The following is a 12,205-nucleotide window of genomic DNA, read 5'->3' on the forward strand; positions in this document are numbered from 1 at the left end:
TTTTTACGACTGCCGGGAAAAATCAGCCTATTTAGGACAGGGGGAATTCCATGAAAGAAAAGAAGAGCGCCAACATTCTGATCTTCGTAGGCTGGTTATCCATCTTACTGGCTGTCATTTCTCCATCCTTCCTTGCTGGAGTTATCGCCTTTTGCGTTGGGATCGTCCTGAAAAGGAATTACGAGGAGAAAAGGTACGGAATCGTTTTTATGGTGTTAGGGGTTATGAGTGTCGTATTCGGTTATGCATTAGGGCCATTAGTCATCTGGTCCATGAATCACGGATAATACAAACTGGGGTTTATCGTGAAAGGTGAGCCCTTTTTAAGATAAAGGGGGAAATCTTATGACACAGCAAACAAAAGATACATACACACCGCCGAAGCATATCGTGTCGGCAGCGACGATCGTCATCAATGATCAACAGGAAATCCTGTTAATTAAAGGACCGAGACGTGGATGGGAAATGCCAGGCGGTCAGGTGGAAGAAGGAGAGTCGTTGAAAGACGCGGCAATCAGGGAAACGAAGGAGGAATCGGGGATTGAGGTTGAGATCGTATCATTTTGTGGTGTATTTCAGAATGTGAAACGCTCCATCTGTAATACCTTGTTTCTTGCGAAGCCTGTTGGAGGTGAACCGACGACTTCTCTTGAGAGTCTGGAGGTAGCCTTCTTCCCGATTGAAGAGGCACTTGAATTGGTGACCCATTCGAATTTCAGAGAACGGATTGAGCATTGTTTGAATGAGGGGCAGCAGCCGTTTTATGTGGAATTTTAAAGGTGAAGAATGAAAAAAGAAGGTAATCGTTTAGGGGATGACTGAAAATTGAAACTTTCACTTGGTCCGAATCGTATGTATGTGTAATACGAGGGGGGAATGTATATGAAGAAATTCATGACACGAACATCATTAGTGACAGCCGCGGTACTTGCCGTTGCGATTTGGATCGGGAGTCTTCTGTTCTCTTTTTCTTTCGGGGAATGGAGCTTTTTCATCGGTCTCGGTTTAACGGTAGGACTTTTCTTTTTCAACAGTAGCGGCGGTGCGTTATCCAAAAATGCAACTCTTAATGCAAGTGAAGCCGGGTGGAAGATTCAGAAGGATAATGAACTGAAGTCTAATGTAGGCTCAGTGTTTTACGGAGTGCTTTTATTTACGGGTATCAGTTTTGTGGTGATGATGGTGACTTATTTTTAACAAAAAGCTGTTTTCAGATAGGAGCGAGGGCATGTTTCACTTTAGCGGTACCCCCTTTTTAGAAACTGATCGACTGACTATTCGGAGGTTGTGCATGGACGATACGCAAAGGGCCTTTGATCACTGGCTTTCTGACGAACGAATTTCCGATCATCGTGTCAGTGCGGCGAACAAGTCCGTTGCCGAAACAACGATGAGGATGGAGAAGATTGTAAGGGGTTACGATTCGAAAGAGTTTTGTTATTGGGGAATAGAGCTCAAAGATGGTGGTAAGCTCATCGGAGAGATTGATTTATATGATTTTCACCCTTCCACAGGTAATTGTGAGGTCAGTTATACCATTGGATACGATTGGTGGAATATGGGGTATGGAACCGAGGCGCTGAAAGCTGTTGTGGAATTTGCTTTTATCCACATGAAAGTACACAAAATATCCGCAGCCCATAATACGGATAATCCAGCATCAGGCAGGATCATGGAGAAAGCGGGGATGAAGCAGGAAGGGGTCATCCGGCATATGATCCGTAATGCGAAGAATCAGTATAAGGACTGTGCGGTCTATGGACTTCTTCGTGAAGAATATCTCATACAGAGGGTGTGAGACGAGTTATGTTCGTATAGATAATTGGGAAGAAGTGAGAAGGTTCTTTTTATCATAAGTCCAGACTTTTTTATAAAAGGAAAAGCAACGTCATATTCAAGCAAGGATTATCCTGCTCTTCGTCTTTGGGTATGGGATATGACTTCATGTAGGAGGGGGACCATTGTCAAAAGATCATTCGATTCTTGTCGTCATCTTGGGTGCTTTGTCAGGGATAGTTGGTTTTATCATGCTTTTCTTTAATGTGTATTTTGGAACGTCCCGTGCTGATGCCTGGCTAGCGAGTCGTGGTGGGGCGGATACAGGATTCTACCACATTGTTGTAAAAGGGTATATGAATACTTTTTTAGTGGGGGGCGCCCTGATGGCCTTGCTGGGAATGGTGGCTGTCGTTTGGGGGTATCATCTGCTTCAAGTGAATAGCAGTTCAGATTAGGGATGAATGCCTGCATTTGTCCTTTTTTTATATATGGATGGATTTGGAATTTGTGTTGTATACCGGGTTGATATAGTGTAAAATTACACTATATCAAAAACGTCAGGGGGAGTTCCCTTTGCAAAGGATTCTATTATCCTTCTCAGGTTCTATTCTCATTTTCATGATGATGTATGGTGTGGGGAACTTGTTAAGTCATTATTTACCTTGGGGACAAATTTTATTAACTGCTGCCGTATCGGTGGTGTTGAATAGTCTCATTGTGAGAGTAGTGATACAAAGTGGGACGTTTTATAAGGGTGTACTTTATCCAATGTGTCTATATAATGTTCTTTTTGTCCTTATTCCTGGCATCATCTTGATCGTTACGTCAGAAAAATCTTATGTGATGGATGCGATGGATGTCATCTCTCCGTATGTGACATTAACCGTTCTTTCCCTTATTCACGGGGGCGTGCTGATGCTGGTAGTTAGGATAAACAAAAGGCTGGTATGAAGGAATATTGTTTAGGACATTTTTTTGAAAGAGGAGGGATCGGCATCATGAAAGAAATCATTTTCGTCACCACCAACAAAGGGAAAATTGCTTCTGCTCAAAAGGAGTTAACGAATATAAAGGTGTTACCCATCGAAGCAGAATTGAGTGAGCCTAGAAGTGATGATATTAAGGAGATTGCAAAGCAAAAGGTGTTGCAGGCATACTCGATCGTGAAAAGGCCCTGTATCGCGCTGGATTCCGGATTTTTTATTTCCGCATTGAATGGATTCCCTAGAGCATATGTGAATCATATGTTGGATACAATCGGCATTGAGGGGATATTGAAGCTGATGCAGGGTGAGGAGAACAGAGCGTGTGAGTTCAGATCCTGCCTGGCTTTTTATGATGGGGAGAAAATAAAGTTTTTTGAGAGTACATCTCCAGGAGTCATTGCAGAGAAGATAAGAGGGTCAGAGAATGAGAATAGCTGGTCCGATCTTTGGTATCTGTTTATCCCGAGGCACTTCCATAAGACCATGGCTGAATTTGATGAAGGAGACTTTATGGAATACAACCGGGTAAAAGAGGATTCGGGGATGAAGAAATTTGGGGAATGGTATATTCGTGAGGGCTTGGTTTCGCGATAAGGGGGATTGCATGATTAGTGCTTTGTTAGTAATGGCTATTATTCTATTAATTGTTGGTTTTTTGACCCCGATCGCTTCAGGGACAACTTTATTGGTAGCTTCGCTTCTTTCTGGCGTGGCATTGGTGCTCTCTCTTAAGAAAAAGGATGCTCGTAGGAAGAGCTGAGAACTCGTGCTTTAATCTGAGATGGTGAATAGAATTCAGGCAATCGTTATGTATAATCCGTTATTATTCTCACTCATCGCCATTTTGTCTTGTTCATTCGTGGTCCTCCAAATAGTGAAGGTCAGGAGGATTGAAAGGTGATGGAAGGGAAGAGGATAGCAATATACACAGTTAGTCTGATTAAGTATGTGAGGACAGGAAGAGAGAAGTCGTCGATTAATTCAGCAAAAGAAATCATCACAGATGTAATCGAGCAAGCGCAGTAACGCAAAAGCTCCCGGCAGCAACAAATCTGCCGGGAGCTTTCTATTTTCACTATGACAGCTTGTGGTTCTGGACAAGTTTCTTTAAGGAGTCTGCCATTTCTTTCATTTCCTGATTTTGATTGCTTTAGTAGGATTGATTTCATCGTTGGATCTGATCTTTTTCATTTGATCTTGGGATTTTCTTGATTTTTCCGGTTCCTTCTTTGGTGATTTGACCGGTGTTGCGTGTGAATGATATTCCACAATACATCCCGGTGAAAAATTTTTTTGAAAAAAGTGATCCACATCAACACTTGCTGCGTTATCTTACCAGAACACAAAAACAAAGCGAAAAAGGAGATTACAAATAATGAAAAAAACAAAATTACTTAAGAAAATCGCAGCACCGATGTTAGGATTATCTCTACTAGCTCCAACGGCAAGCTTTGCGGCAGAAACTCCGACAGCGGTGACCCCGGCTTCCGATCTTCGTTCCACACTGGACCAATTACTATCTGAACACTACGTATTAGCGGTGAACGCCATGGTGAAGGATTACAAGGATGCACCGGATGAGAAAGAGGCTTATGAAGCATTGGATCAAAATGCACTGGACATGACCCCGGCCATCGAATCGATTTACGGGAAAGAAGGCGCACAGAAATTCGAAGAAATCTTTGCCGGACATAATGACTACTCACCGGATTTCGTGGAAGCAGCTAAATCAGACGATGCGGAAATGAGAAAAGCAGCTGAAGCCGAAGTGAAGGATTTCGTTAATGAGTTCTCGGCCTTCCTGGCAACAGCAACAGAAGGGAATCTCCCGGAAGCAGCAGCGAAAGAAGTATTAACAGCACATGAAATGGATGTCATCGAAGCATTTGACAGCTATGTAGAAGAAGATTACGAAGGATATCAGACGAACTTCAAAGAAGGGTACGACAGGATGTTCGATATTTCAAAAGCATTATCTGGAGCGATCGTGACTCAGATGCCGGATAAATTCAACAACACGAAAGTCGATGCACCGGCAGCGGAATTACGCTCTACACTTAATAATCTGGCTGCAGAACACTTTGCACTGGCAGCAATGAGCATGCAAAAGGGTGTCAACGAAGCGCCTGATTATGATACAGCGACTTGGGCAGAAGACATGAACACAGAAGCATGGACGAAAGCGATCGGATCCATCTATGGTGAAGAAGGTGCGGCACAATTCAAGAAATTATGGACAAGTGATCACATCAATGCGCAGGCAGACCTTGTGAGCGCGACATTAGCTGGTGACGAAGAAGGCGTGAAGGCAGCGAAAGACAGCCTCGGTAAGTTCACAGAAGAATTCGGTACATTCCTTGCAACGGCAACAGAAGGAAACCTTCCGAAAGACGCGGCCATCTCTTCTCTGAAAACACATGAAGATCAAGTCGTGAAAGCGTTCGACTCATATGTAGCAGAAGACTATAAAGCAAGCACAGATACATTCCGTGAAGGATATGCGTTCATGTTCGGTGTAGGGAAAGCACTTGGAGACGCGATTGTGAAGCAGAATCCTGAGAAGTTTGCATCAAGTGACATGCCGGAACAAATGCCAAACACAGGAATGGGCGGAGCAGCTGAAGAAGGAATGCCAATGGCTGCCTGGATCACATTTGTAGCGGTAGCGATGATGGCAGGCGGAATCATCATCAAGAAGAAGTTTGCGGATCAACAATAATCATAGAGCCATGAGAAGAGCGGGATTCTGCTCTTCTCTTAAATGGAGGGAACACGATGAAGAAACGAATGCTTATCATCCTGGTCGCAGTCCTAATGGTCGGGGCAGTCAGCTTTCAGGCCATCGCCAAAAATGGACCTGAGAAAGAAACCGGGACCACTCAATCCGTCGAGAAACCGACAGTGAAAAAAGAAAAAGCCAAAAGCGGGGTGGGTACCGCCCATAAGGAAGAAGAATTTGTTCTTCTTGACTCTTTAAAGAAGAAGAAAACAGAGCTTGAAGAGCAGGTAAAGGTTCAAGAAGAAGGAATTACGCCTTCCCGTGTCCAGATCCCGAGCATGGACATCGATACGAATGTCATTCCCGTCGGACTTCTTGAGAACGGGGAAATGGAAGTGCCCGAAGAAACGGATGTCGTCGGCTGGTACGATCGCGGTGTAAAGGTCGGAGCCAAGGGAAATGCCGTCCTTGCAGGTCATGTCGACAGTAAAAAAGGACCGGCCATCTTCTTTTATCTTAAGAACATCGAAATAGGGGAAAAGGTCATCGTCACAGATGAACAGGGAATGAAACGAACCTATGAAGTGAAGTCAAAGGAAAGCTATCCGAGTGATGAAGCGCCGATTGAGAAAATCTTCGGACCGTCGGATCAACGGAACCTGAATGTGATTACATGTACAGGAACCTTCAATCATGACAAGCATCTCTACCCGGATCGGCTGGTCGTGTATACAGAACTCATCTCTGAAACGAACGTCAACGTAGTGAAGGCTCCTGAACCTCCAGCAGCCGTTCAGGTGGATACAGGGTCGGTTTCATGGCATTCGGTACAGAGTGATACCGTTATGGGATATAGAGTGTATAAAAAGGCGGCGGATGCGAAAGAATTTAAGCATATCGCAAGCATTTCTGCCCACGAACGGAAGAGCTTCTTTGATCAAGAGTCTGAAAAAGGAGACTCCTATTACATCACAACTGTGAATATAGAGGATAAGGAATCGGCTCCTTCTGAAAAAGTGGGAGTAGAATAAGCTTTAGTAAGAGACCCTTCCGATGACGGAGGGTCTCTTTCTTTCGAATGAATGACTTAAACATGGAAATACTTCCTTTAAGGAGGTGTTTTTTAATGTTTGAAGAAATTCAACGGCTCAATCACGAAGCGAGTAAGTTGGAAACCAAGTATTGGCTTAGTGAGGACCTGTTCAGTATCCACTGGTGGGTCATTGTCATCCTAAACATTCTCTTTCTTATCGTACTGATCAAGCTGATGGATCGTAAGCGTCCCTTAGACATCATTGTCGCTTTCCTTATAAGTTTCAGCCTTGTGGGATTCATCAATGAACTTGGCTATTACTATCATTGGTGGAGCTATCCACACCAATTCATCACGGCGTTCAGGGTGATGAATGCAGTGGACTTCCTGACCATCCCAGTGATTCATACGCTGCTATACCAGAAATATAGTGGATGGAAACCTTATTTGATTGCAAATGCCATTATTATGGCCATTATTGCCTTTGTAGGAGTACCGCTTTTTGTTCATTTTCATTTCTATGTTCTATATGACTGGAATTATTTAAAATCCTATCTGACTCTATTCGTGGTGGGGATGCTTGTGAAGGTTATCGCGGATTTGTTGATTGATTGGGCGGCGGTTGTGAGAAAGCCATGAGAAATGCGCTATTAAGAAGGTAAATCGGTTGAATGATTTTTAAGAATGGAACAAGAAGATGAGGGAATATGATCCGGATTCCCGAAAAATAATCTTAAAAAACCAAGAACCAGCATTCTAGTTTCAAAAAAATCCGGGATTAGTTCCGATCCCGGATTCTTTCTATTCCACAAATGTAAGGCTAACGGGTTCAACTTTTCCCATGCTAGCAGGATATAACGTAACCTCCCCAGAAGGAGGCTTCGGATCATTGGAGTGACTTTGGAAATTTTCATTCAATCCAATGGTCCATTCGGCTTCACCATCATGAACGAGGACGATGGCAATGGTGCCGAATTGGACGACATTGTCCCAAGTATACTGCTCTGATTCTCCCTTGTAGTCGATGGAAATTCCTTTAGGGGTGCTGTCGATCCTGGCATCCTCACCTTCCCACTGCCCCTGAATCGTCGGTCCGACATAGGAATAGGATAGGCCCCGATCCCTCGCACCGTATGTCCCGATGTACTGGTGGACGGTGTTGTCAGCTGCCTGATAAGTCAGCGCCGCAATGTCGTTCTCCAGCCATTTTAGCTTGAATTCCCCTTTTGTCTGATAGGGCAGGACTTCTTTGGGACGGCCGAAGATACCCAAATAGGGTCTGTAATAGACGGCTTCCCCCGTCTTTCTGTCTTCTTTTAGGACGAACTGATTTTCCATGTTTGGTGAAAAGCATACAATCTGCTTGGTTTGTTGACGATGGTTCAGGATCAATCCCCCTTGAAGGAGGATGAGAATACCCGTTACTACGAATGAGGTGATCTTCCACTTTTTCGGCAGGGTAAAAAGGATGAAGAAAGAGGCAGCCATCCCCACCACAATCAGGATATTAAAGACATAGAATAAACGATTGTCTATGTATTCCAGTTCATACACGGCATGCAGGAACAAGTATCCCATCTGGAAGATGAACAAGGCAATGGATAGGATGAAGAGTACACGCCCTGTTATTTTCTTAGTCGATGTCATCAGGCTGCACCTCCTCTTGGAATGACCAGGTCCGTCCCTCGTCTTCTGAGATGAATTTTCCTTTTACGTTCCCGCCTTCGTAATCCCCGTTCGGACCTTGATTGACGTAGACGGCGAGGTGATCGTCTTCTTTAAATGGGACTTCCGCTATGACAAAGATTCTTTTATACTCATCCGGAATGTCCATCGTTGCTTTGCTCCACGAATTTCCGCCGTCGTTTGTGACATGGAGGTCCGGTTCTTCCGGGGTGAGGATGCCGAATGAGAGGAAACCGGTATTCTCGTCGACAAACCCTCCGTCATAGATGAGGCGCGTGATATCCGGCCGTGGCATCTCCTTCCACGATTTCCCGCCATCTTTCGTCAGATAAACGGTGATCAATTCCTGTGACATCGTCCGGTCGGCTGAAAGGATCACATAGCCGAAGGATTCATTGATAAAGTCGATCTTCCTGAAACGAATGGGCGGAGAAGAGGCTGTCACCTTGGCATCTTCCCATGTCTCTCCTTTGTTTTTTGAGTAAAGCAAGCGGACGCTTTTATCGACGGCGTCATAATCATGGGCATATAAGAAGGCAACAAGATCTTCTGTCAGGATATAACTGCCTTCAATCAGCTCGTCCTCCATCCCGGAGTACTCCCCTTCGAATAGATTTTCTTTTTCTACAGGAACCTGAATCCACTTTTCCCCTTTGTTGTAGGTGATCTGCAGCTGCTCCTGTTGAAGGGAATATCCGACAGGGTCCGTTTCGTTCACCACTTGAAGCGGAGGAGGACCTGGATTGTTTACTTCTGGTGTCGCCGGTTGGGTTACGTTGGGCACTTTTTCAAAAAAGTACGTGCCTGCGATGATGCCGATGACCATCAGACAAGCCGACCCAATCATGATGTATTTCACGTTATCAAACTCCTTTGGTTATATTTTCTATTTTATCATGGGAAAGGATTGTAGAAGATAGAAGATTTTGGAATAATGAAAGGGAGGAGTGATAGTATGAAGATTAATGCGTATCTCATTCGTTTATCGTTCTCCATCATGTTGATCTTTGGTGGGACGCTTGCAATCTACTATATAAAAACGGGAGATTTCCTTGTGTACCATTTGATTACGACGTGTGTTGGAATGGTTCTTCTTTTAGCTTCATGGATGTGGAGGATCGGGAATAAATCGTGTCAGGGGGAAATGGTATGATGGTTTGGCTCAATGTCGGCAGCCTGCTGCTTGGATTGCTCGCCTGGACACTTCCGGTGGTGAACCTTGTGACGCATAGAAATAATCATCTTGCCCTTGCCGTCATGAGCATGGGCGCATGTGCCTTGTCTTTATCCTTCCAGATTTTCTATCACTACCATCTGGTCAAAGTAGGGGACTGGCCGGGGATTATGGATATAACAGGCGCAGTGGCGTTCGCGTCTGCCGTGCTTATCAGCGTAACGATTCTATTAAATGCAGTGACACTGATTCGTCATAAGAAAGGAGTTGCGGCATGACTTCAAAGGGAAATGTGAAGAAATGCGACAACGGGCATACCTATGTGAAGAGGAGTGATTGCCCGACATGTCCCGTTTGTGAAAAAGAACGGAAACCCGACACCGGATTCTTATCCGTCCTGGCAAGCCCTGCGAGAAGAGCGTTGGAGAATAACGGGATCACGACATTGGAAGAATTGGCTGCTTTCAATGAGAAAGAGATTCTTGCATTTCATGGGATGGGACCGTCTTCTATACCGAAGCTTAGGAAGGCGCTTGTAGAGAAGGGGTTGTCGTTTAAAGAGATTTCAACATAAATGAATAAGCGTTCTCCTTTTCAAAACCGATTTTCTAATATGAAAATCGGTTTTTTCACGTAAAGGCTGGACTACCGACAAAAATAAACAGAAAATGTCGAATAGTGTCTATGGAATAGTTGAAAGGAGGTGAATGCATGCACATCAGGCCATTCCTTTTAATCAGTATTTTCATAGGAGCAGCGGCGATCCTGCCGATTCATACATATGCACAGGATAACAAAGCCCACGATCACGCTTCCGAGAAATCGGCTATACATACAGAAGAAGTGGATAAGGGGAAGAGGACGGAACACCCGGTTCCTGACTCGATTAAGCACGAAGATCAAGTGAGTCAAGTGAAGAATCCGGGTCCACCTAAGGACATGCCGGAAAAAGCCAAGGCAGTAATTAAAGTCCGGCGTCCGGAAAAGGCGGAGCCCCCGGGTGTCCATCGAAGGGCCGAAGCTCAGAAAGATCAATCTGTTAAATCGGCAGCTACGGATAAAGGCACCGCAGAGACACGGGATGTGAAAGAAGCTGATTCCAATGGACAAACCGTGCCCAAAGAATCTGCTAAACCGCTTACCGTCGATATACCAAAGGCGAAACACTCCAGTCCAAAGCTTTCATATGCCGTCTCAAAAGCAGTGGAAGAAGAGGTGGAATCTCAACCTGTCAAGAAGAATCCGGTACCCACTCTTGATCAGAAACCAGTTGAAAAGCCAGTTGACCAGCCAACTCCCAAGAAGCAACGTCTCGATATCGAGGTCATCCACACCTCTCCCCATCGACATCATCCGTCTGGAGGAGAGAACCAAGAGTCTCCAGGCACGGGGTCAGGTGCGACAAGCTTCGTTGCCAATGGGGTTGATTGGGAAACAGGGTTGTACCTTGGCAACATTTATCATGCACGTGAGGATAGGCACTGGTATCAATGGATGAATGCCCCGCCTTCCCCACCACCGGAAAAAGCTCCTTTTCTTACCGTTTCATCATAAAAATAACGATAATGAAGAGGAGAATAACGAACATGAAAAAATCAAACAAATGGATGAAATCAATGGTTGTCACGACGGCACTGTCATTTGGACTTATGTCTGGAGGTACGTTCGCTCAAGCTTCTGGAATGGACCAAGCAAAAGGGGAAGAAGTGAAGGCGGAACAAGCCGGCCACTCCCAAGAGGACCGTGAAAAAGAAACCCGTGTGAAATCCGAAACTCCTGTACAGTCGAAAGCGGCAGAGAATCAACAAAAGGCCGAGAAGCAAAAGGAAGAGCCTAAAAGAAATGAGCATGCCGGTGAAAAAGCCGAATCGGTAAAGCCTGACGCGAAGCCTAGTGAAGAAAAAAAGGCCGAAACAAAACAAAAGCCTGAAAACAGAAGAGTGAAATCACAGGCAAGTGAGCATGCAAGTGAAACAGCTGTCCAGCATGCAAACGGGAACTCAGCTGTTTTATCCCCTGCTCCTGCAGAAGGAACACCTGAACAGACGGAAGAGCCGGGTGAAGAATCCGAAGTGGTGACAGAATCCAATGAAGCAGAAGCAGAAGCGGACTATGTATACGGATCGGACTCTGCTTCAACCGCGAACCCTGAAGGACAGGACTTTTATATTGGAAAGTTAGGGTATGGCAGCAAGGTGCAATTCGACACAACCACTGGCGGTGGCATTTACTTCAGCAGTGATAGGGCGGAGGAAGCCACGTATCTTTATGGGTACTGGTTCTTATCGGGCATGCAAATCGCACCTGACGGAATCTCTCCGATTGAATGGGGAGAAAAGCAGGCGGCACTTGCACTCGAAACCTATGAAGCTATGAAAAGTGTCTATGGCAGCAAAGTCAGACCGGTCATTTTCATTGATGTGGAGCCGGCGTACACCGGGATGGACAGCTATGACTATGCCAACAATCAATTGATTTACAGTGCATTTATTGATTATCTTACGAAGTATGGGGAAGGGATCAAACCTGGTACTTACTCATCTCCATGGAGCTGGGAAGTGTCCATGGGGGAATACTCTCCCAACACGCCTGGTGCATACTGGGTCGCCTACTACCCAATGGACATGCCAACAGACCTGACAACGGACAACTCGGAATGGCTTGAATTCCCAGGGACGGACGAACAGGCGGAAATCTGGCAGTACTACGGGGGACAAGACGACTATAATGTCGCTTGGATGCTTCCTTAATCGATAAGGAACACGTTACAAATGGAGGAATGATCATCATGAGGATGGTCATTCCTTTTTTTATTTGATAGGGCTGCA

General features: G+C 45.1%; 18 protein-coding genes. 16 read left to right on the plus strand and 2 right to left on the minus strand.

The genetic code is table 11. The features are described from left to right. Nucleotides 1-50 precede the first annotated feature (50 nt). The 11 genes from CN378_RS17395 (at nt 51) to CN378_RS17445 (ending at nt 7,156) form a co-directional block, all read left to right on the plus strand. Complete coding sequence (locus CN378_RS17395) at nt 51-287, plus strand: hypothetical protein (RefSeq protein WP_098353758.1); 237 nt, start codon at nt 51-53, stop codon at nt 285-287. Nucleotides 288-345: 58 nt separating this feature from the next. After that, the gene (locus tag CN378_RS17400; RefSeq protein WP_098353759.1) at nt 346-777 is read left to right on the plus strand and encodes an NUDIX hydrolase; all 432 of its coding nucleotides are present in this window, start codon (nt 346-348) and stop codon (nt 775-777) included. A gap of 105 nt (nt 778-882) precedes the next feature. Then, nucleotides 883-1,197, plus strand: a complete 315-nt coding sequence (locus CN378_RS17405) for a hypothetical protein (RefSeq protein ID WP_257141196.1) — start codon at nt 883-885, stop codon at nt 1,195-1,197. 31 nt (nt 1,198-1,228) lie between these two features. Continuing rightward, nucleotides 1,229-1,798 carry a GNAT family N-acetyltransferase gene (locus CN378_RS17410; RefSeq protein WP_098353761.1) on the plus strand — a complete coding sequence of 190 codons (570 nt, stop codon included), beginning with the start codon at nt 1,229-1,231 and terminating at the stop codon, nt 1,796-1,798. A 163-nt stretch (nt 1,799-1,961) separates the two neighbouring features. Continuing rightward, a complete protein-coding gene (locus CN378_RS17415; RefSeq protein ID WP_098353762.1) occupies nt 1,962-2,234 on the plus strand; it encodes a hypothetical protein in 273 nt (90 codons plus the stop codon). A 118-nt stretch (nt 2,235-2,352) separates the two neighbouring features. Further along, complete coding sequence (locus CN378_RS17420) at nt 2,353-2,730, plus strand: hypothetical protein (protein ID WP_098353763.1); 378 nt, start codon at nt 2,353-2,355, stop codon at nt 2,728-2,730. A gap of 47 nt (nt 2,731-2,777) precedes the next feature. Next, on the plus strand, nt 2,778-3,359 hold the full coding sequence (locus CN378_RS17425; RefSeq protein WP_098354271.1) for a non-canonical purine NTP pyrophosphatase: 582 nt from the start codon (nt 2,778-2,780) through the stop codon (nt 3,357-3,359). Nucleotides 3,360-3,369: 10 nt separating this feature from the next. After that, nucleotides 3,370-3,525, plus strand: coding sequence for a hypothetical protein (locus CN378_RS22710; RefSeq protein WP_179884960.1), 156 nt, complete (start codon nt 3,370-3,372; stop codon nt 3,523-3,525). A 615-nt stretch (nt 3,526-4,140) separates the two neighbouring features. Next, complete coding sequence (locus tag CN378_RS17435) at nt 4,141-5,484, plus strand: copper amine oxidase (protein WP_098353765.1); 1,344 nt, start codon at nt 4,141-4,143, stop codon at nt 5,482-5,484. A 56-nt stretch (nt 5,485-5,540) separates the two neighbouring features. After that, complete coding sequence (locus CN378_RS17440) at nt 5,541-6,515, plus strand: class F sortase (protein WP_098353766.1); 975 nt, start codon at nt 5,541-5,543, stop codon at nt 6,513-6,515. Between the two features lie 95 nt (nt 6,516-6,610). Further along, the gene (locus CN378_RS17445) at nt 6,611-7,156 is read left to right on the plus strand and encodes a hypothetical protein (protein WP_098353767.1); all 546 of its coding nucleotides are present in this window, start codon (nt 6,611-6,613) and stop codon (nt 7,154-7,156) included. Between the two features lie 162 nt (nt 7,157-7,318). Here CN378_RS17445 and CN378_RS17450 read toward each other — a convergent pair whose 3' ends face one another. Continuing rightward, nucleotides 7,319-8,164 carry a hypothetical protein gene (locus tag CN378_RS17450; RefSeq protein WP_098353768.1) on the minus strand — a complete coding sequence of 282 codons (846 nt, stop codon included), beginning with the start codon at nt 8,162-8,164 and terminating at the stop codon, nt 7,319-7,321. Continuing rightward, nucleotides 8,151-9,062: a WD40/YVTN/BNR-like repeat-containing protein gene (locus tag CN378_RS17455; protein WP_098353769.1), complete on the minus strand. Its 912-nt coding sequence runs from the start codon at nt 9,060-9,062 to the stop codon at nt 8,151-8,153. The genes CN378_RS17450 and CN378_RS17455 overlap by 14 nt, the downstream gene beginning before the upstream one ends. A 96-nt stretch (nt 9,063-9,158) precedes the next feature. Between CN378_RS17455 and CN378_RS17460 the strand changes: the two genes are divergently transcribed. From CN378_RS17460 to CN378_RS17480, 5 genes are all read left to right on the plus strand, one after another. Further along, nucleotides 9,159-9,356 carry a hypothetical protein gene (locus CN378_RS17460; protein WP_098353770.1) on the plus strand — a complete coding sequence of 66 codons (198 nt, stop codon included), beginning with the start codon at nt 9,159-9,161 and terminating at the stop codon, nt 9,354-9,356. Beyond that, nucleotides 9,353-9,655, plus strand: coding sequence for a hypothetical protein (locus CN378_RS17465; protein ID WP_098353771.1), 303 nt, complete (start codon nt 9,353-9,355; stop codon nt 9,653-9,655). Before CN378_RS17460 ends, CN378_RS17465 begins: the two co-directional genes overlap by 4 nt. Further along, nucleotides 9,652-9,951 (plus strand): RNA polymerase alpha subunit C-terminal domain-containing protein, encoded by a 300-nt coding sequence (locus tag CN378_RS17470; protein ID WP_098353772.1) that lies wholly within the window; start codon nt 9,652-9,654, stop codon nt 9,949-9,951. Before CN378_RS17465 ends, CN378_RS17470 begins: the two co-directional genes overlap by 4 nt. Before the next feature lie 137 nt (nt 9,952-10,088). After that, on the plus strand, nt 10,089-10,931 hold the full coding sequence (locus CN378_RS17475) for a hypothetical protein (RefSeq protein ID WP_098353773.1): 843 nt from the start codon (nt 10,089-10,091) through the stop codon (nt 10,929-10,931). A gap of 32 nt (nt 10,932-10,963) precedes the next feature. Beyond that, nucleotides 10,964-12,127, plus strand: a complete 1,164-nt coding sequence (locus tag CN378_RS17480; RefSeq protein ID WP_098353774.1) for a hypothetical protein — start codon at nt 10,964-10,966, stop codon at nt 12,125-12,127. Nucleotides 12,128-12,205: the final 78 nt, after the last annotated feature.

It is taken from the genome of Bacillus sp. AFS015802, from assembly GCF_002561455.1.
Taxonomy (GTDB): Bacteria; Bacillota; Bacilli; order Bacillales; family Bacillaceae_B; genus Rossellomorea.

What these genes read in the sequence shown, in the direction of transcription:
- CN378_RS17395 (WP_098353758.1), top strand. Translation starts at nt 51, where the DNA reads ATGAAAGAAAAGAAGAGCGCCAACATTCTGATCTTCGTAGGCTGGTTA.
- CN378_RS17400 (WP_098353759.1), top strand. Translation starts at nt 346, where the DNA reads ATGACACAGCAAACAAAAGATACATACACACCGCCGAAGCATATCGTG.
- CN378_RS17405 (WP_257141196.1), top strand. Translation starts at nt 883, where the DNA reads ATGAAGAAATTCATGACACGAACATCATTAGTGACAGCCGCGGTACTT.
- CN378_RS17410 (WP_098353761.1), top strand. Translation starts at nt 1,229, where the DNA reads ATGTTTCACTTTAGCGGTACCCCCTTTTTAGAAACTGATCGACTGACT.
- CN378_RS17425 (WP_098354271.1), top strand. Translation starts at nt 2,778, where the DNA reads ATGAAAGAAATCATTTTCGTCACCACCAACAAAGGGAAAATTGCTTCT.
- CN378_RS22710 (WP_179884960.1), top strand. Translation starts at nt 3,370, where the DNA reads ATGATTAGTGCTTTGTTAGTAATGGCTATTATTCTATTAATTGTTGGT.
- CN378_RS17435 (WP_098353765.1), top strand. Translation starts at nt 4,141, where the DNA reads ATGAAAAAAACAAAATTACTTAAGAAAATCGCAGCACCGATGTTAGGA.
- CN378_RS17440 (WP_098353766.1), top strand. Translation starts at nt 5,541, where the DNA reads ATGAAGAAACGAATGCTTATCATCCTGGTCGCAGTCCTAATGGTCGGG.
- CN378_RS17445 (WP_098353767.1), top strand. Translation starts at nt 6,611, where the DNA reads ATGTTTGAAGAAATTCAACGGCTCAATCACGAAGCGAGTAAGTTGGAA.
- CN378_RS17450 (WP_098353768.1), bottom strand. Translation starts at nt 8,164, where the DNA reads ATGACATCGACTAAGAAAATAACAGGGCGTGTACTCTTCATCCTATCC.
- CN378_RS17460 (WP_098353770.1), top strand. Translation starts at nt 9,159, where the DNA reads ATGAAGATTAATGCGTATCTCATTCGTTTATCGTTCTCCATCATGTTG.
- CN378_RS17465 (WP_098353771.1), top strand. Translation starts at nt 9,353, where the DNA reads ATGATGGTTTGGCTCAATGTCGGCAGCCTGCTGCTTGGATTGCTCGCC.
- CN378_RS17470 (WP_098353772.1), top strand. Translation starts at nt 9,652, where the DNA reads ATGACTTCAAAGGGAAATGTGAAGAAATGCGACAACGGGCATACCTAT.
- CN378_RS17475 (WP_098353773.1), top strand. Translation starts at nt 10,089, where the DNA reads ATGCACATCAGGCCATTCCTTTTAATCAGTATTTTCATAGGAGCAGCG.
- CN378_RS17480 (WP_098353774.1), top strand. Translation starts at nt 10,964, where the DNA reads ATGAAAAAATCAAACAAATGGATGAAATCAATGGTTGTCACGACGGCA.